Genomic DNA, 19494 nt, shown 5'->3' with positions numbered 1-19494 from the left:
TGACTTATGTCACATAAAAGGTTGATTAACTAACGGTCCATCATCCTACATTTAATTGAATATCAAGTCCATACTAGTGGATTTAACCATATTATTAAAGTATATTGAAATTAAGAAAGCAGGTTCTACCGGTTCTATATCCCTATTTGAATTTTCTGTCAACCACGTTATTACCTCCTTCTTTCTATTCTTAAAAAATACGAGTCAAATTCATTCAAATTATTGAAATGAAATTTTTCAAAATTCTTCCTTGCCTTTTACTCTTCTCCTTTTTCATCAATGGGGTCATGGCTAATCATCGTGTAAACACTGTTCCAAACGATACGATCTCCTTAGCTCAAGCCTATATGAACCTGTATTTAACTTCTATTTATTATGACTCCATAGATGCCGATCGAATTTCGAAAATTCTTGCTTTTGAGAAAGACGAAATGGATCAGATTAAAAACCGAACATTCATTAGAACCTTTCAGCCTTTACACAGCTTTACTCAGTCCATTTGGTATCAAACTCAAGCAAAGCGGCTTTACTTCAATGATTCGAAACCAGATAGAAATACCTTAAGAAGATATAAAAGTGTATTGGATCGGGGAATAAATTTTTACAACGCTGCCAAACTAGATGAATATCCGAGCTATTCAATGCAACAGCTTTCATTTTATGAAATCATCAATTTTGACTTAGATGCAGCAGATGATATACGCTCAGAAATATATAAAGTGAAAACCCAATACAATTCCTTATTTAACGAAAACATCTATCCGGACTTTCAACGCATCTTTCTTAAAGCCAAAGAACGGAATAGGATTGAATTGGATTCGCTTACTTTCTATGCTGGACTTTTCGAAATACCTCTGAGTATGTCCACTTTAAACAATACCATTGATTTCCCAAATGCACCTTCATTTAAAAGCTACTCGATTAACCCAGATTACCGGTTAGAAAATAGGCTGGAGTTAATTTCAAGATATTTACAGTTAAAATTTCTCGCTACCCAACGAACTAGGCCCCCTGCCAATTTTAATACAGAAACCTTATATCATCATTATGATGAATTTATGGAAATGCTCCGTTTTGAAGAGGATGAGTTTATCAAAAAAGAGTTGACTCCAGAGGTTACGGCTTTGCTTTTTAGGCAACTAAAAAGGAGGTATCCATCTAGAAGGTCTGAAGGGATTAGGGACGAAAGTTTAGCTGCTATTTCTGCACCAAATCCAGCTCCAAACATCATGTACTTTTTCCCTAACCCTGCCCCTAAGTCATCTACCCATCAAATCATCAAAAACTTTAAGCCTGACTTGCAGACTTTGAATCAGGTAGACTTATTTTTTAGATCCAAGATGCAAGAAGCAGGATTCGGAAGTAATCATCTCCATTACTATTACGATATGGACGGATATGCCATGACTACCAGCCTAGAAAAGTTCAATAAAGACGGTACCAAAGTCAGCTCAGATAAACGGTTCACCGAAAGCATGGGGGAGGACGGGAAATTTTCCTACTTTGAGATTTTCAAGTCTATCTTTTTTGAGGTGGAGTCCGAATTCCGAATGTTTGCATTTGTAGTGGCATCCAAGCCAGCTACGCTGGGTGGGAACATCATGACTACCAGTTTTGCTGAAGAAATCCTCCAAAACAGCTATCCAACGCTTCCCAATGATTTAAAGGTTAAAACGCTACCCACTAAAGACCTGACCATTCTGGTGTACCATTTTCACCAAAATGATATTGGGCAAGTACCTGAACTGGATTTAAGTGGAAGTTGGGAGGTACAAGATCACCTCAGAAGCGCGGGGATTCCAGCTCTCAATTAATACTTGAACATTAGCTACCCTCTGGTGGGTTAGCTTTAAAATACTCCTCATAGGAAAAGTTTCTGGTAATCGTATCCCCTGCATTCAGTAATATCTCGATTTTCATAACTGGACAATAGCCATACCCCAAATAGCCTATTGAAAACTGGGAAGATGGATCTTTTGAAATGCGAAGACGGTCAATAAATCCAGGACAAAAATGATAATGCACTTCTTTGATTTCTTCTTTGCGGAAGGAAGGCACATCTAACCACATGGTGAAATTCCTGTTATTTCCACCTTTATTGGAAGGGCTTACCGATGCTTCTATAGAAATCAAACTATCCAAAGGATAGGTCCGCTCTTTATAAAGGATATCCATCAATGCAGAGTCGCTTACATTTTCATAATTTCTCCCACGCCCCTTCATTACCAATCTCAACAACTCTTCCGTCCGATCAAGGTCTTTTTGTCTGGCTAAATCTCTCTCCAAATCTGCTATTTGAGACCTTCTATTGTTTATCTCCCTTATCACAAAAAATGAAATACTTACCAGCATAATGCCTGCGATCACACCTATCCAAACCCTTCTTTCCCTTTTCTTTTTATTCATTTCTAACAGCTTATTCTTTGCTGCTAGCTCTTTTTGCTCCCGGATGTATTGTTCACTTTTTTTAATCCAATCTGTTTCCTCCTTGGTTTGTTTGAACTTCTCTAAATAGGGTTCAATAAACACCAGTTGTTTTTCGGAAAAATACTCTCTTGCCTCCTCCTTGATTGACACCTGACTTTTGATCAAGCGTTTGATCTCCAACAACGCTTTCTCCTCTACACTTCGTTTTTCAGCGATGGGCTTGGCTAAGGAATCATGCGCGATTTCAAAGGAGTCTATGCTCTCATTATAGCGGAGCATTCGACTATTGATAAAAGCCAAAAGGACTTCTTCCACCAACTTTTTATCAAAATCCGGTAATCGATCAAAAAGCTCTTTCTTGCTGATAGGCTCTTTGGTGCCTTCCAGGGTAGCAAAAGGAGATAAAATTTTCCAGGTGGTCTCTACGTTTAACTTCGGGTATTTACCCTTCAATCCATTGGAAATAGAAGCAACCTGCTCTTCCAGGAAATTGCTTAGAATATCTCCGATCTCTCCCATTTCATTGACCTTGGCCAAGGTAAATTCAGCAGGCTTCTCTCTTTTTTGATCCCCAGATATATTCAAATAAAGTTTATCTAAAAACACCTGTAAGAAGGGCAATTGGATTGTCAGGGATTTCTTGCCGCCTTTAATTTTTTGAAAAATAGCCTCAGCGACCGCATCTTCTTCACCAGTTTTGATGCTAATATTCGAACCTTCAAAAGCAGCCGCACCTATAATCACCTGCTTCACTTTATCCAAATTCATAGGTTCTACCCGCAGCTTCTTCTGAAGAAGTTGTGGGATTTCACGTTCGAATTCCACCAAGTATCCCAAATACTCTTCCCGAATCGAAAAAATCATTTTAACAGGCTGGTAGGAATGCAAAATCCCTTTGATTGTTTCTAAAAATTCCTGCTGTTCGGATTTAGACCCCAGAATAAACAGTTCCTCAAACTGGTCAAATATCAGGTATATGGGCCTAAAGGATTTCTGATAGATTGCTTTTAAAGCTTTGCTGGTAGGCGTCAACTCCTCTCCATTCTTATCAGTAACGGAATCCCAATCATCTACCCATTGCGCACCTTCCTCATCTGCCTCTCCACCCGCATTTTTCAAAATGGTTTTCAAGGAGCTGTTGATATTATTTCCCCGTCTGATCATCAAATCCAACCAGTCATGAGGTTGAAACTTGCCAGCTAGCCCACAGTTGATCAAACTGGTTTTACCAGTTCCTGAAGCCCCATAAACCAATACTACGGGAGACTGAAACACCATTTCATACAGGGTATTGATCTCCTCATCCCTTCCAAAAAATACGACCCTATCTTCTCTATCATAGGAATCCAGAAATTTGAAAGGATATTTTTTCATGAAATTATCTTTTAGATAGTGCGGAAATCAAAATAAATCTTCGGTGGTTTCTTCTTCAATGCCTGTCAGGGTCTTCTTCGCATGATAAAACAAACTATAGACCTTATCGAAATTCATGTCTTTCCTATTTTCCTTTTTGGAAAGCCATCTATTCAAAGCATTTAAATCCTCCTCATCTGGTTTGGGGTTATTGGATTTATTAATCACCACATTGCTGTTGTCCTCGATAAACTTGAAGTTCAGATTGCCATCGTCGTAGGTATTGCAATAAGAATAAAAACAAATTTTTGAACCTCCTGTCAAAGCCAGCCCATTATAGTCTATAATAAAGGGATCCAGGTTAATATTCTTCCTGTAATTGTCTTTAAACAAAATCACAGCATGGGAAATCACAGGAGAAGACTCTCTTCTAACATTACTTTGGCTGGTATTATTCGCCTGACTTTCTCCCACTAAAAACGTGTAATTATGCAGGTACAATCCCTCCTCGTCGTTCCGCTGTTGATTAAAATCGATCTCATTAATGGAAATCATTCTATACTCAGCAAGGAAGCTCAAATTCTCCAGAATTACGGACAAATTCTCCTCTGCCTCTAAACAGTCTTTTCCTGAAAGCTCTTTTCCTTTCGCTGATTTCTGAAGCTCCATCAATTGCTCACAAGCTTGGTAAAAGACCGTGCCTGCTTGTAGTTGAGGAAGAAGTTCCAATGATTCAGAAATCAGGAATTCCAACTTATTGTCTTTGAATGCTGTGATCAGGTGGTCCATTAGGTCCAAGAAGTCCATCAGATCCTCTTCCGCGGCATTTTTAAAAAACTTAGCAAAGGCTTCTTTTTGCTTCGGAGAAAATTCTGGTTTCTTCTCCAAATGATGATCCCATAAGGTAGATATCAAAGAGTAACAGATCAGTTGAAGGCTTCGCTTCGCGGCCAGTTGACAATTTTCAATATACCTTGTCAACTTACTCGTAGAGTAGGGCTCCTCTCCGATGGACATCAGTTTTCGGATTTGTACTCCAATCACTCCCACAAACCCATTGATGATGATCCTTTTGGCCGTTCTAACGAGCTGTGGGTTTTCAGCCCAATCCCCATTGGCACCTAGGAAATCTGCAGCTTTCCTATTATGCCTGCTAATAGCCTCTAATAATCGTTTTGTTAATTCTTCATTGAAAACTACCTGATCAATTTGGGCTTCCTGCCCATTTTCCTTATTGGTTTTTGGATCTTTCCCTGAACTCGCCCCCTCCTCATAATTTACCAAAAACTTATCTAATTGATTCCTATACTGATTGATCAGATTGTCAATATTGGTATACTCTGTATAGAAATGCCCCAAGGCCCCTATTTTCTTTTTGAATGCCAACAGGGTATTGATCTCATCGGTAATAGACCCAGTATTGATTTGGGCATTCTTAAAGTAAGTCCAAATCCTTGGCTTCCCTTTTTCTTTAAAAACTTGGTATGCAGTATCAAATTCCTCTGCGGTATACTTCCCTACTTTCGTGAAAAACAAACACAAAACGATATCACAGTTACGTATCGCTTCATTGTATTCATTTTGAAGCCTGGAGTCAGAAATTGCATCTAAAAAATTTTCCCATTGCACCAATTCCAGGTACAAGCCTTTCTTATGAAGAATATCATTTTGTCGGCTAATAAAATTCCTGAATTGATCCCTATCTTCTTTCAATTCTGAAGATGAAGCAATGAATATTCGGATCGTTTTCATAGAAAAATCAAATTGTCTCAGGAATGGCAAATCTCCATTTCACTTTGAAAATGTTCAATTATTCTAAAATACAGAATTTTATCAGAATAAAATTTTCAAGACCACAGCCTACATAAATCAGGATCTACGCAAGCAGAGAATTCTTACGAATCTTGATCCTTGGTAAAGTACCTGGCCATTACCAATTCGGCCTTTTTCCCTTGGGGAGTAAAATCAGGTTCCCGATCATGCCTGTTGGGATACCACTTCCAGAAATACACACCTGCCAGCCAACTTTTGGGCCATGCTGATTCAAAAAATGCTTCATAACATAGCGCTTGCGCCGTTTCCGAAAACTCAATTTCTTTTCGTTCATTGGGCCAAACCCAAGGTTCAATGGCAGCATCCACCGTATTACAATAGCCGATTTCGGTAAACAATACTGGTTTTTGGTACTTTTTAACCACCTTTTCAACTTTCGGGAGCTGTCTTCCCCATCCTTCTTTTAATTCTTCAAGGCTGGGGTTGTGATCATCTGCAAGGGGGAAATAGGCCTGGATCCCAATATAGTCTAGCTTATCCCAAAAAGTAATGTGTTCAAACTCAGTGAAATTCGCTGCATAGACCAGCTTTCCAGAATAAACCTTTCTAATAGCGGCTATAATCTGCTCCCAATCTTCTGCCCTATCACTAGTCATCTCCAACTCAGTCCCAATGCAGAGCATGGGTATCCCCAACTCCTCTGCGAGGTGGGCATAATCTAAAATAAATGCAGTGTAATTAGTGAACCAAGCTTCCCAATCGGCCTTATTTTTCATTTTAATCTCTCCCGGCCAACTGCCCCTCACCCAAAGATGAGGTTTCAGCATATTGGTGATTCCCAATACTTTGGAGGAATCATGGGTCACTTGAATACCCTTACCTGATTCCCCCCACCATTGACGCTCTGCGTCCACCTCCCAACGAATCTCAGGACTATGGATATCACTTTGCCACCCAAATGGAGTTTGAGAAATGGCATTGGCTCCTATGGCTTTCAAAGCTCTTAACTCACTTCCATCCAAAGGAGATCTACTACCTACCCAACATACACCTTTCCACTTTTCTGAAACCACCAATATTTCCTCTTCCGGCATGCTCCACCACAGCATTCCAAAGGCTAGAAAAACCGCAAAAGAGCTTAACAAATACTTGCTATACCAAGGCTTCATGATTTTTTAATAAGTGTCTGGATCACAATATCTTCTTCTAAGGTACGATGTACAGGACAACGATGCGAAATTTCTAAGAGTCTTTGTCGCTGATCTTCCCCTAAATCTCCCTCCAATTCTATAATTCTGGTAAATCGACTGACTTTTGATTCCTTTTCATTTGGGTTTTTACTGTCATTCAAATGAACCTTGTCATGATTCAAGAAAACTGTCACTTCCTTCAAGTCCCATTTCTTCCTAGTAGCATACATTTTGAGTGTCATGGCTGTACAACTCCCCAAAGAGGCCATTAAAAAATCATAGGGATTAGGACCAAGATTATTCCCACCAACTTCCAACGGTTCATCCGCAATCATATGATGATAAGGAGTCTTGATTTCTGTGGTATATCCAGGACCAGATAATCTTACTTTGACCTGGTTCCCATCTGTCAGGTATTTTTCACCTTCTTTCCCCTCAACCAAGACATATCGTTTGCTCCAACTTGAAATAAGTTCACCTACATATTGGCTATCTTCTTTTTTGCTGATCATATGATCAGAACCATCCAGCGACACAAAACTCTTCGGATGCCTTGCAGCATGATATAATTCAGAAGCATTATTGATCCCTACAATTTCATCCTGTGGGGAATGGACAATCAATAGTGATTTCTTGAGATTTTTCAGGAGATTTTCTAAAGGTTTCTGATTTAGATCATCTACGAATTCTTTCGAAATTCGAAAAGGTCTTCCTCCGATCTTTACCTCCGCACTACCTAATTTCTCTATTTGCTCCAGACTTTCTGTAAAAAGATGGGTCACATGCTCAGGAAAAGCCGGTGCACCGATGGTCACCACTGCAGTAACTTTTGGTAGATCCAAACTCGCATACAGCACCGCTGCTCCACCCAGGGAATGGCCTACCAACATTTTTGGGGCTTGATAGGTATTCTCTAAGAAATCAGCAGCGTCTTTTAAGTCGGTGATATTCGAGGAGAAATTACTCTCTTCAAACGCTCCTTCGCTATTTCCTAAACCCGTAAAATCAAAGCTTAAAACCGCTATTCCTTGTTGAGAAAGGGCAATGCTGATTCGCTTGACAGCAGAAAAATTTTGAGAGCAGGTAAAACAATGAGCAAAAACTGCATAGTAAATAGGTACCTGATCTAGCGGTTCATACAAATGAGCTGCCAGATCCAGGCCTTTCCTATTCTTAAATGTCAGTTTTTTTGGGTTCATAACTAGCTTATTCCAACTTTCTCACTTCTATATTTTCAAGAATAATTTCAGAAAGCACTTCCAATTTACCATTTAGGTACAACTCCTGCATGTCCTCTACCGGAGTTTGTTCACTTTCTGGCTTTAGGTTTAAATAATCCTGGAATCGAATCCCTCCTACTTCATTTACTTTCATCACGGACCTCATTCTCACTCCACCTCCATCAGTCAGGTAATAATAGGCCATATAATCCATCAAATAATCATCTTTACCTATCCAGTAAAGGAACTCATCTTCAAAATCCTCTCCACCCCCATCTTCAGAAAAGGTAACCTTGATCAGATGGTATTCTTCACCTTTAATCTCAGTAATGCCAAGATCGGTTTTGATTGCTGCCCGATCGTTTAAACCATAAGGTAGAAATGCAAAATAAGCGACCGAATTGACCGAGCGAGTATATTTTCCTATCCACTCCGCATTTAAGGTATCTAATTCTACCCCATTTACTGTCCTGACAAATCCCTCATTATTTAAAATGTCTTTGACTTCTCCAGAAGGATGCGAAAACTCTCTGATGTATTCAAAGGATTCAGGAGTCTTATATATGGTATAGTGAATGTCTCTGAAATCAAACTCAATAATGGAAGACTGATACGCCTTTCCACCATGGGCTTCAATGGATTTATCGACTATTTTTTCGGCCTCGGTTCTCGTATCACAGGAGGATATCAGAACAATGGAAACTAAAATCAGCGGGTAAAAGAAAGATTTCATAATTGGGGATAAAGAGTGGTTACTTTTGTTATTTCTCAAGGGTGATTTCAAAATCAGAATATTGGTATTCAGCTCGGACATAGAGTTTTTCGCCTTTTTCATTGATTCTATAGCTGGTTCTTTTTCCATAAAGAAGAAAAGGGCCGGCTTGTTCCATGGTATCATTTTCCACCATACTACGATGGTCCTTTAATTGAACCTCATTTCCAAGCATTTGATAGCTTACCGGATCAAAATAATACCACCAAACATCCTGCTCAGGTCCATAGTCTACACGAACCACTTCTGCGAGCTGGCCTGATGCCAATTCTTTTTGACCTTCATAATACAAAGATGCTCCTTCATCTTCGAGTAATTTCCAAGGCTGTGCAATCACATAATAAGCCGCATCAAAATCTTTCTTTTTGGATTGAAGAAACCCTTGATTTTTAATGGAATTCCCACCCATGGTATAATTCATGGTAGACCCATTAAAAGTAGAAATATGTTCAATGCTATCAGAAACCCAAGAAATGGTTCCCTCCAAATAAGGCTTCATCCGAAGTTCAATCAATTGATCTGTTTCACTTTCAATCGATCCATCCTCCAGCAATAATCTGGTCCATTTTCTAAATTTCAATGTTTCCAGTTGCTCCCAAGCTTCTTGCCCACCATGTGCCTCTATTGCCTTTTCTAAAATTGATATCGCTTTTTGCTCTGGGCTCTTAGTACATGAGCCAAGCAAAAAAAGAGAGCAGAAAATGATGTAACAAATTTTTTTCATGCTGAATCAATGGATAGGTTTTAAATTAAAGTTCTCCTTCTTGAAATCCCAAGTCAATCCAATACCAAGAATCAAATACTCCAAGAATAAAACCCAAGGATTTTCTATGAAATCAACCTGACTATACGCATGATAGGAAAGTACGGCTGAAAAAGTCCAGAATACCATGGATTTCATGTTGGTCAAAAGGCTCAACCCAAAAGCTGGAATGATATACCAAGGGTGAATAATAGGTTGGAGGAGTAAATATATTAAATAGATCAACACCCAGATTTCAGCCAATTGCCCCATTGACTCCGCTTTTTTCTTCCAAGAAATATAACTAATCCCCACCAAGGTAATTGCACTTAGAATTTTGGTCAATGTTGCGATGGTATTGTATCCTTTTATCCAAAAACCTACTTCTCGAAGAAGGTAATACACAGAGGCATTGAATTCAAATTTACCTTGATACAACTCTAAGCTGGTCAGAAGACTAATCCAGGAATTATTTAGTACCAAGGGCAAAAAACAAATCCCAAAAACAATGATTCCTCCAATCCAAAAACCCAAAGATTTTCTGATTTGCTTTGTTCCCAGAAAGGAAGGAAGCAACATCAAAGGCAGGATTTTCAGACCGACGGCTAAAGACCAAAATGATCCAGAAGCCAAAAATTGCTGCTTTTTATAAGCCCAAAGCGAAAGAAGCAAGGCCAATAAGACCAATCCTTCAAAATGGAGGTTACCACTTAGCTCAAGAATTACAAAAGGGTTGAACCAATACAGAATCAATTTAGAATTCCCTCTCAATAATTTCCACAATAAAATAAACACCCCAACTTCAGAAAGGATCAAAAGTATCCTCAACCAATTAATTCCATTCAGAACATTTTGCTTAGATAGATAGGAAGCTACAACAAACAGCAGTTGGTTCGTCGGAGGATACACAGAATAATAATTTGGAGAATTCATCAACCCGTAAAGACTTTCCAAATAATCGGTTGAATCTTGCGCATGCGTTTCCATCCAATCTGAGGGCATTTCCAGATATGGGTTCTGATGTATTCTGACTAGCTCTCCATCCCATAAAAAGCGGGCATAATCCTCTGACCATTGAGGTGTAGAATTGAACATCAGAAGCCTTAAAAACAGGCCGGCAACAAAAACTCCCAGCCAATTGATTCTACCATTAGAACTTCTATAAATTAAAAGTAGGGCTGCAAAGCAACAGGAATAAATCAGGAAGACCAACCCAAAGGATTCACGAGGAATTTGACTCAAAAAATAAATTCCAATAGCCAAAATTAGCCATAGTAAGAATTGCCAACCTCGTTTCAGATTTTCTTTCAAAGCCCAAGAGCCCTTCTCAGCTCTTCATCTTCTGATCCGTTTCTATTCCAATAATCAAGCATTTCCATGCTTTTTCTAGTTCCTATGGTTCGCTCCACTTCTCCATTTTCTTTGGTTTGGATTTCTTCCCAAGACAAAATCTCGAAGGGGAAGAATTTCTGATAACGGACGCTAACCTTCCTATTGATGGATTTATATTCTACTGTGATTTCTGCTTGGTTTCCTGAGACATCTCTTTTTGAAATGGATGCTCTTTCTACTTTTAAAGGAACATGAGAAAATCTTTGGAAAATTAATGAAGGGATCAAACGAACATCCCCCTCAGGAACAATAGACGGGTTAAGTCTAATGGTATTAAATAGTTCATCTTCTGCAGCACCATCCAAGCTCAATTCTTGGTCTCCCTCCGATTCAAAATAGGAGAACAGCCGTGCTTTATAGGATCCATTTTTCCAGTTTAATTGGGTAAAAGACTGTCCACACCATTCGGTGACAGATGCAGTAATTTTAAAGGCATTTTCTTCATCATATACCGGAGTAAAAGCTGAAAGCATGGTATGATAGGGATAAATCCCAGTCACAAATTCCCTTGTCATATTCATTTTCAGAACTTTTCGGGCATCTGCCCCTGCATCTTCAGGGTTATCCAGTTTCACTTGTTTTCTCCTTGAAAAGTCTTCGGTCACGAAAATCATCACTGCTTCCCCTTCACGCTTTTCTCCATAGCGGTATTGTTCCAAATCAAAGACATTTATTTCGGCCTTCCCTTGGTACCAGTAGTTGGAAAACTGATTTTCGTCGATACCTGATCGAGGGTTGACACCACAGCCGAAAAGCATGATGAAAGAAAAGAAGATTGCTAATTGTCTCATTTTAAATCAATTTACCAATATTTAAAAATCGTCCAAATTATTTTGTACCCTGCACCGATCACGCCTTTTACAGTTCCACTCACTTTGGAAACACCTATCCTCTTTCTATAATTCACGGGCCTTTCAGTATACCTAAGCCCTTTTTTATGCGCTTTGATTTGCATCTCTATGGTCCAACCGAAGTTTTGGTCTTCCATATTCAAGCTCAATAACTTCTTCCAGGCAATTGCCCTAAAGGGACCAAGGTCGGAATAATTCGCTTTATGGATATAGCGCATCATCGTAGTGGCCAGCCAATTTCCAAAAACCTGGGGAAACGTCATAGATCCTGCTTCCTTTTGACCTTTCGCCCTGGAACCAATCACCATATCCGCTTCATTCTCAATGATTGGCTTTACCAACCCCTCCATTTCCCCGGGATAGTCGCTGTAGTCCCCATCCAGAAACACCACGATGTCTGGTTGGATCTTTTGTTTTTCAATCCAAGCCATTGCAGTCAAACAGGCTTTCCCATATCCTTTTTGAGGTTCAAAAACCACTACGGCTCCTTCTTGTTCAGCAGCATCTTTGGTCCCATCAGTGGAATTATTATTGGCGACTACCACATGCCTGACAAAATCCGGAATATCACGGATTACATAGGGAATCGATTTTTCCTCATTGTATGCAGGAATGATCACATCAATAATTACTGGATTATTGAAATCGTTAGGATTTACCAAGACTATAAGCTTTGAATGAGGTAATAAAAACCAAACTATATCCCAGAGCTAACATGAGATGGAAAGGGAGCATTTCGTAAGTTCTCCATTGCATATGAAGGAAAACCATTCCCCAAAAGATCAGGGCGAACAACCCCTCGAAGTAAGTGGTAATCGGAATCTTGAAATTAATATAATTATTTGATTGCAGGCCTTGTTTTCCTCCTTCCAAATTAAATTTTGGAGTTCGGATAAAGGGGGATTTTTTTCCTGAAAGCCCTTCCCAGACTGCCTGGGCATTGTGAAGTGCCAAGCCCATAGAAACAGAAAGGAATAACGGAAGTTGCCAAAACACTTGTCCTAAGCTTTTGATAAAAGACCTTCTGGCATAGAAATAAGAGACCAAATACACTCCTGCGATAATTACGAAACCAATCATAAATACTCCTGCTAACTTGAATAGTTTTTCAGGAATCAATCCGGTCACCCCTGCCCACCAAACGCCAATGCTACTAAAACTCACCAGTAAGATCGCAATGAAAATGCTACTGTTGAAAAGATGAGCGAACGCATGAAATTTCACCCGAAAAGGAAGCGCCTGTGCCATCACTCCATGGATATGTTTGACCGCACATTCTGCCCCTCCTTTGGTCCATCTAAACTGCTGGGATTTCACAGCAGACATAATAGGCGGAAGCTCCGCCGGGGATTCAATTTCCGGTCGGTACACAAACTCCCATCCTTTTCGCTGAGCCCGATAACTAAGATCAAGATCTTCTGTCAGGGTATCATCATGCCAGTTTCCAGCATCAAGAATACAGCTCTTCCTCCAAATTCCACCGGTTCCGTTAAAGTTGATGAACGCTTGCTGATTGTTTCTTCCCATTTGTTCGATGAGAAAATGTGCATCCAAGGCAAATGCCTGTAAGCGTGTCAACAAAGAATAATTTCTGTTCAAATGGGTCCACCTTGTCTGGACCATCCCTATCTTTTCTGAACTGAAAAATGGCAAAGTCTTGCGCAAAAAATCGGGATCGGGAACAAAATCCGCATCAAAAATGGCGATAAATTCACCACTTGCCTTGTCCAGTCCATCTTTCAAAGCACCTGCTTTAAAACCTGCCCTATTGGTTCGGTGAATGTATTGGAAATTTATTTCGGGATATTGAGCTATCTTCTTTTTCAACAAGTCCGCTGTTTCATCGGTGCTGTCGTCTAAAACTTGGATTTCCAACAACTCGTTTGGGTAATTCAATTTGGAAGCAGCCTCAATCAGGCGCTCTACCACATAAAGTTCATTGAAAACAGGAAGCTGAACGGTTACTTTCGGCCAGTTTTCCATTTCCTTTACCGGGATGCTGGCCAACTTTTTCCGAGCCTTCCAAAAATTCCAAAGAAGGTTGCCCTGGGCAAGACTATATACAAATATAAATAGCATCCCCAGGATGTATGTTCCTATCAATAGGTAAAGAAAGATCATTTAGGCGTTCAACTTTATGGAATCATTTCCAATAATAATGGGCAATTCATTGATTCTGCCTTCTTCCGAATCGTTTTCCAGTTTTAACACCCCTCTTGGGCAAACTGAAGAACAAACTCCGCAACCAACACAGCTAGACCGGACAATGTTTTGACCTCTTTGTGCATACCATCTTACATCTATCCCCATTTCGCAATAGGTAGAGCAATTTCCGCAAGAAATACACTGTCCTCCATTGGTGGTAATTCTAAACCTGGACTTGAATCGTTGAACGATTCCCAAATAAGCGGCGAGAGGACAACCAAATCGGCACCACACTCTATTGCCCATAAAAGGGTAAAATCCGGTACCAACAACTCCTGCAAATGCTGATCCTATGGCAAAACCATAAAACGAATGTAACTGGTTCGTTACATTTCCCAAAAGAGAAAATCCTGAAAAGTAATTAGCAATAGTCAAAACTGTCATGACTACTACCAAAACCAATACACTATGGATAATTACCCGTTCATATTTCCAGGCTTTTAAACGCTTGTCAGATAACTGCCTATACGGGTCACCTAAGGTTTCAGCCAAACCACCACAACCGCAAACCCAGGAACAATACCATCTTTTTCCAAAGAAATAGGTAAAAACAGGCACCCCTATAATTATCAACAAAATCCCCCAAATCAGCATAAACATACCAACACCGCCTCCACTAAGAAAGGCATCTATTTGGTAGTCATAAAAGAAATCATAATCCAGAGGCCAGATGTTTTTAAAATCAAAATAAGGTTGATTAAATAACACCAGAATTTCAGGTATCAAAAAAGCAAAGGCTGTTTGAAAAAACATGACCGAGGCAGTTCGGAGCTGTTGGTATTTATTCCCTCTATATTTTCGAAACATCCTGATTCCCATCACCAGGATTGCAAGGGTGTATATAAATCCGTAGAGGAACCATTGACTGGCCGGATTACCACTTAACATCTGACTCAAGGGATCCACCATGGCCACCAAATTGACCAGATAGGCTGGATACCAATACAAAATGATGTAAAAGAGAATTAAATAGGCACCGGTTATCATCCCCATCCAGCCTCTATTTTTCATGGCAGAATGAAATATTCCATTATTCTTAACCCCCTCGGATTCGCCTTGATAGCTAGGAAGGTTGTACATCAGTCCCCCTAAGACTGCTAATCCTACCGAAAGCAGTAAGAAGAGCATTGGATTATCCTTAACAGGACTACTCAAAGCAGCTTTCGCCAAAGGAAAACTATAGTCATCCCAAATGACCTCATCCCACAAGGACTGGGATTTTAATTGGTCATTATATTGATTGAAATATTCATTGAAACTCTCTATAAATGAGAAGTTAGAACTGAATTCCTCTCCATATATCGGAGCAAGAATTTCCACCATCTTTTCTTGGTGAATATCTTTTGTGTGTTCTATTACTTGGGTTTCAGTCAGTCTGTAACTCCCCATAAATGGAATGACGGTAAAGAGTCCTATTCCCACCAAAAACAATAGTATGCCTATTTTTTGAATCAATTTCATATGCTTGCTCCCAGAAGTTTTTGGATGAACGATCTCTTCCCTATTTTAATGTCTGTGCCGAATTGGGCATTATACGCCTTTTGGATTTCCTGGATATAAGGGGCAAAAAACTCTGGGTCAAAATTGGCCTTCTCCAGCTGTGCAATCACTTGTTCACCCTTCCATCTTCCTTTAATGACTTTGTCAAAGAATTCATGTTTCAGACGAAATCCAAAATTATTCACACCTTGAATGGTGCCATCTTTTAGCAATAACATCCGAAATGCAACCTTTCCAGATGAATGTTCCCAATAAAAGGAGTCAAATTCCTCCGTTGACCATTGGGGAGGAACAGTTCCATAAGTCTGGTACTCAATATCCAGGAACTTTGCAGAATTAAACCAAACGCCTGGTTGGTAGGGTGTAGGCTTTCCATGAAGGGTATAAGCCAAGGTCTCCCCATGCATTCTTCCGGTATACCACACCTGCTCCACTACTTTTCTATCCGGTGCAGGGGCTTGATGAAACTCTGCACAATCTCCAATTGCATACACATTCGGAATATTGGTTTGGAAGAGCGAGTCTACTTTTACTCCTCTATTTACTTCCAGTTTACTTTCTCTTAGAAAATCAATATTAGGAGTCACTCCTGCCGTCAAGCCTACAAACTGACAATAAATCTCTTCTCCAGATGAAGTAATTACCGATTTTACCCGTCCGTGTTGATCTGCAACAATTTCTTTTAATCCAGTTTCCAGCCTTAAATCAATATGATGTGCCTTCACATGCCTTCCTACCAAGTCCGACTCTTCTTTTGGTAAAACATTATTCCAAAACCCTTCTTCTCGCACCAAAAACGTCACTGGAATCTTTCGATAGGCTAACATTTCAGCCATTTCTATACCAATCAAACCTCCGCCCACAATCACTGCTCTCTCCACACCATCCTTTGTCAAATCTTCCATGGACTCTAAATCCTGCTTGGAATAAAGCCCTTGCACACCTAATAAATCTTGCCCAGGCCAACCAAATTTATTTGGTTTTGATCCCGTAGCGATCACCAACTCATCATAGCTTAACTCATTAGTCGATTGAAACATAAGTTTCTTGTTCTCAAAATCAACTTCCTTCACCCAGTCTTGGCGTAATTCAATTCTGTTCTTATCCCAAAACCAAGGCTCATAGGGTTGCGTATGTTCAAACTTCATATGCCCCATGTAGACATACATCAAGGCTGTTCTTGAAAAAAAATACTTCGATTCCCCTGAAATTAAAGTAATGCGGATCTGATCATCCAATTTCCTTAATTGGCGGGCACATGTGACTCCGGATATTCCGTTGCCTATAATCACAACGTGTCGGGTTTTACTCATTAAATGGGCTGGTTTTCTGAAGTTTGTTAACTATTAACTGAATCTAAAATCCTCCATTACTGCTTATTGAGATTCCAATCGTAATCTAAGTAACTGATTTTTGCATTCTTATCAATTTTCACTCGGCTGTATTGATTCAAAAAATCAATTAAACTGCCATCATTTGTGAAATCTCCCTTAAACCATGAAAAGATCGAGGAAATCTGAATAGAATTTTTGGTGATTTTATTTCTTACTCCATCGTTTATAAATGCAATGGCTTGTTGATTGAGTTGCTCCTCAAGTTTTGAAACGGTGAATGCCTCATTCAAAAGAGGTGGGCATGATATAGAAGCGCAGTTCACCGCAAAATGAATTCTTGGTTCCTCAAATTCTTTCCTTAAAATGCCATGCTCAATTTCATCCAGGTTGAACTCCTCCCCACCTATCTCAAAGAATTTATAATGCCATACATCGCTGATCATTGGAATTTTTAAAACAGGCCCTAAGTCCTTTATACTATTGGTAGGGTAATTATCTACGATCAATTTAACAGTAAACCCATTATAGGCATTAATCCAATAGACCAATTGCTCTTCTTTGGACCAAGTCGCTTTGTCGGGTGGGTTATCACTTAAAGTCTGAAGGTAGGAGTTGAGTTTGGATTGGTCAGATACAAACCCCTCATAATCCACCATCCCCTTTGCATCCACATGTTTTTTTAAGAGTTCATCCCAATCTTGATGGTCAGGGACTTTAACTTCCTCTGAGGATGTTAAGGGTCTTTCTGCTGATTTTTTATTACCATTCGATCCTTCCGAATTTGAACTTTGGCAGGCTAAGGAGAAAAATGCCAAGCCGGCCAATAAATAGTTTTTAATGCTCTTCATGATGTCGTTTTTCATCTCATACGGTCCGTTCCAGTCAAAGATCAGTCAAAAAGTAGTTATGTCGTCCACCTGACAGATTTCTTTCAATAGACTTTCTCTCCTTTATTGAGCCAGATTCCCCAGCTTCTGGAATAGGTATGTACTTTTTGCGTAGCTTTTCCTTCATGATAAAGTGGAAAGCCCTCATTCGACCAATGGATAATCCCTCCATATAGATTGTAGACTTCTTTGAACCCGTTGGCCTTCAACTTTTCTCCAATATCCTGAGATCTAGCCCCTACCGTACAATACACTAATACTGGCTTTTCTTTATCCAAATTTTTCACATTGGCTAGTTCAAACGAATCATACCCCACCCAATGGGCTCCCTTTAAATGGGAAACTTCAAATTCTTCTTTTTCTCTAGAATCTACCACCTGAAACGCTGACAGGTCTTTGATTTCAGCTGGCTTTAACACCGGGAATTCAGGATCATAAAAAGAGCTCAATAATGCCTTATAGGCGATGGATTGACCATTTGCACTTAGGGATAGAAACATCACCAAAGTGAATAGGAATATTTTTGGAAGATAAAACGGTATTCGTTTCGAGGCTGTCATAATGATGAAACTTAGGAGCATCCCCAAGGGTTCATATTATGCGTAAAAATCTGACAATCTAGCCAAACCTCTTCGGTCTTTAATGACAATACGCTTGCCTTCCAAAGCAATTAAATTGTCTTTCTTGAACTCGGAAAGTAAACGAATCACAGATTCGGTTGCCGTTCCTACCATACTTGCAATCTCCTCCCGGCTCAAAACCAAATCAATTTTCTGGCTTTCTCCCCCTTCCACACCATAGCAGCTTCCCAATTGAAGCAGGACAAAAGCTAATCTTTCCCTGATACTTTTCTGTGTGGCATCTGTCAATTTTTCTTCCATGACTCCAAGCTCATGGCTGAGTGCCTTCGTGATTCTTTTAAAAAATGGAGTATTGCTGAATAATGTAGTCAAAAAAGCCTCTTTCGGAATGAAACAGATTTTAGCATCTTCAACGATCATGGCAGAGTTGGTATAATTCTCCTCCCCAAGCAGTGCAGAATAACCTAAGAAGTCCCCTTTCTGAGATAGGTGAATGATTTGTTCTTTTCCATTGGAAGCAGTTTTATAAACTTTAACTACTCCCGAATTGATACAAAAAATACCCAATGGCTTGGTTCCTTCATAATAAAGAATCTGGCCTTTCTTATGAGAAATCAGGTTTTTGTTATCCGAAATGGTGCAAACGTGCTGCTCAGGCAAATCGGCAAAAAGAGATAATTTTCTACTTGCACAAAGCTCACAGGGTGTATTTCCAGATTGACCACTCATAATCGGCTAATTATTTGGGTGAAATTTATAAAAAGACTGACATATATCATAAGAATCCCTGCTATTTCGGAGGTTCTGGAATGGATTTCAATTGATGAAATTTCTTAGATATCACATCCCATTCCAAACAAATGTGGTTTAATCCATTTGAAATAATCAAAAATTTAGCTTTGATTTTTTGATGATAAAGGCATGCTTGCTCCATGGTTTTTTGAGTCAACTTCACCTTTGGTGCCTTACATTCTACGAGGAGAAACGGATCTCCATCTTTGTCCCAAACGACCAAATCAGTTCTTTTTTGAAGTTTATTATAAACCAAGCCTTTTTCTAAAGCGATCAGACCTTTGGAATAGCCCAATTGATTTATTAAAAAGTTAATCCAATGCTGTCGAACCCATTCTTCTGGAGTTAATATCAAATACTTCTTTCGGAGACTATCAAAAATCCCTAATTTCCCATCCATTTCTTGAAGCTTTGGCTCAATGGGCGGAAGATTGAGATTTGGTAATTGAACACGGTCCATTCTCTGATTCATAAA

General features: G+C 39.5%; 17 protein-coding genes. 1 reads left to right on the top strand and 16 read right to left on the bottom strand.

Translation table 11 applies throughout. The annotated features are described in order from the left end of the window. The first annotated feature begins 227 nt into the window (after positions 1 to 227). Positions 228 to 1814, top strand: a complete 1587-nt coding sequence (locus tag BUR11_RS03210; RefSeq protein WP_074223373.1) for a hypothetical protein — start codon at positions 228 to 230, stop codon at positions 1812 to 1814. A gap of 10 nt (positions 1815 to 1824) precedes the next feature. On the opposite strand, the gene BUR11_RS03205 is transcribed toward BUR11_RS03210, so the two are convergent. The 16 genes from BUR11_RS03205 to BUR11_RS03130 form a co-directional block, all read right to left on the bottom strand. Next, a complete protein-coding gene (locus BUR11_RS03205) occupies positions 1825 to 3801 on the bottom strand; it encodes an ATP-binding protein (RefSeq protein ID WP_074223372.1) in 1977 nt (658 codons plus the stop codon). Positions 3802 to 3828: 27 nt separating this feature from the next. Continuing rightward, positions 3829 to 5532 carry a hypothetical protein gene (locus tag BUR11_RS03200; RefSeq protein ID WP_074223371.1) on the bottom strand — a complete coding sequence of 568 codons (1704 nt, stop codon included), beginning with the start codon at positions 5530 to 5532 and terminating at the stop codon, positions 3829 to 3831. A gap of 143 nt (positions 5533 to 5675) precedes the next feature. Beyond that, a complete protein-coding gene (locus tag BUR11_RS03195; protein ID WP_234982067.1) occupies positions 5676 to 6722 on the bottom strand; it encodes a glycoside hydrolase family 113 in 1047 nt (348 codons plus the stop codon). Further along, positions 6719 to 7942 (bottom strand): bifunctional alpha/beta hydrolase/OsmC family protein, encoded by a 1224-nt coding sequence (locus BUR11_RS03190; RefSeq protein ID WP_074223370.1) that lies wholly within the window; start codon positions 7940 to 7942, stop codon positions 6719 to 6721. Before BUR11_RS03190 ends, BUR11_RS03195 begins: the two co-directional genes overlap by 4 nt. Before the next feature lie 7 nt (positions 7943 to 7949). Beyond that, positions 7950 to 8696 carry a DUF6503 family protein gene (locus tag BUR11_RS03185; protein ID WP_074223369.1) on the bottom strand — a complete coding sequence of 249 codons (747 nt, stop codon included), beginning with the start codon at positions 8694 to 8696 and terminating at the stop codon, positions 7950 to 7952. A gap of 28 nt (positions 8697 to 8724) precedes the next feature. Then, complete coding sequence (locus BUR11_RS03180) at positions 8725 to 9459, bottom strand: hypothetical protein (RefSeq protein ID WP_074223368.1); 735 nt, start codon at positions 9457 to 9459, stop codon at positions 8725 to 8727. Positions 9460 to 9465: 6 nt separating this feature from the next. Further along, positions 9466 to 10719 carry a glycosyltransferase 87 family protein gene (locus tag BUR11_RS03175; protein ID WP_143185818.1) on the bottom strand — a complete coding sequence of 418 codons (1254 nt, stop codon included), beginning with the start codon at positions 10717 to 10719 and terminating at the stop codon, positions 9466 to 9468. A gap of 65 nt (positions 10720 to 10784) precedes the next feature. Then, positions 10785 to 11660: a hypothetical protein gene (locus tag BUR11_RS03170; protein WP_074223367.1), complete on the bottom strand. Its 876-nt coding sequence runs from the start codon at positions 11658 to 11660 to the stop codon at positions 10785 to 10787. 11 nt (positions 11661 to 11671) lie between these two features. Beyond that, entirely contained in the window at positions 11672 to 12382 is a 711-nt protein-coding gene (locus tag BUR11_RS03165) for a glycosyltransferase family 2 protein (protein ID WP_074223366.1), read from the bottom strand. Continuing rightward, positions 12369 to 13841 (bottom strand): cellulose synthase family protein, encoded by a 1473-nt coding sequence (locus BUR11_RS03160; RefSeq protein WP_074223365.1) that lies wholly within the window; start codon positions 13839 to 13841, stop codon positions 12369 to 12371. Before BUR11_RS03160 ends, BUR11_RS03165 begins: the two co-directional genes overlap by 14 nt. Beyond that, complete coding sequence (locus BUR11_RS03155) at positions 13842 to 15386, bottom strand: 4Fe-4S binding protein (protein ID WP_074223364.1); 1545 nt, start codon at positions 15384 to 15386, stop codon at positions 13842 to 13844. Next, the gene (locus BUR11_RS03150) at positions 15383 to 16738 is read right to left on the bottom strand and encodes an NAD(P)/FAD-dependent oxidoreductase (protein WP_074223363.1); all 1356 of its coding nucleotides are present in this window, start codon (positions 16736 to 16738) and stop codon (positions 15383 to 15385) included. Before BUR11_RS03150 ends, BUR11_RS03155 begins: the two co-directional genes overlap by 4 nt. Positions 16739 to 16794: 56 nt before the next feature. Beyond that, positions 16795 to 17607 (bottom strand): DUF547 domain-containing protein, encoded by an 813-nt coding sequence (locus BUR11_RS03145; RefSeq protein WP_074225092.1) that lies wholly within the window; start codon positions 17605 to 17607, stop codon positions 16795 to 16797. Positions 17608 to 17690: 83 nt separating this feature from the next. Then, positions 17691 to 18146, bottom strand: a complete 456-nt coding sequence (locus tag BUR11_RS03140) for a rhodanese-like domain-containing protein (RefSeq protein ID WP_074223362.1) — start codon at positions 18144 to 18146, stop codon at positions 17691 to 17693. Between the two features lie 96 nt (positions 18147 to 18242). Next, entirely contained in the window at positions 18243 to 18956 is a 714-nt protein-coding gene (locus BUR11_RS03135; protein WP_074223361.1) for a Crp/Fnr family transcriptional regulator, read from the bottom strand. Positions 18957 to 19017: 61 nt separating this feature from the next. After that, the gene (locus BUR11_RS03130; RefSeq protein WP_084560851.1) at positions 19018 to 19491 is read right to left on the bottom strand and encodes a type I restriction enzyme HsdR N-terminal domain-containing protein; all 474 of its coding nucleotides are present in this window, start codon (positions 19489 to 19491) and stop codon (positions 19018 to 19020) included. Positions 19492 to 19494 lie beyond the last annotated feature (3 nt).

It is taken from the genome of Algoriphagus halophilus (genome assembly GCF_900129785.1).
In the GTDB taxonomy this organism is placed as follows: Bacteria; Bacteroidota; Bacteroidia; order Cytophagales; family Cyclobacteriaceae; genus Algoriphagus; species Algoriphagus halophilus.
The sequence above is the reverse complement of the archived record's forward strand: the minus strand, read 5'-3'. Positions and strand labels throughout refer to the sequence as shown.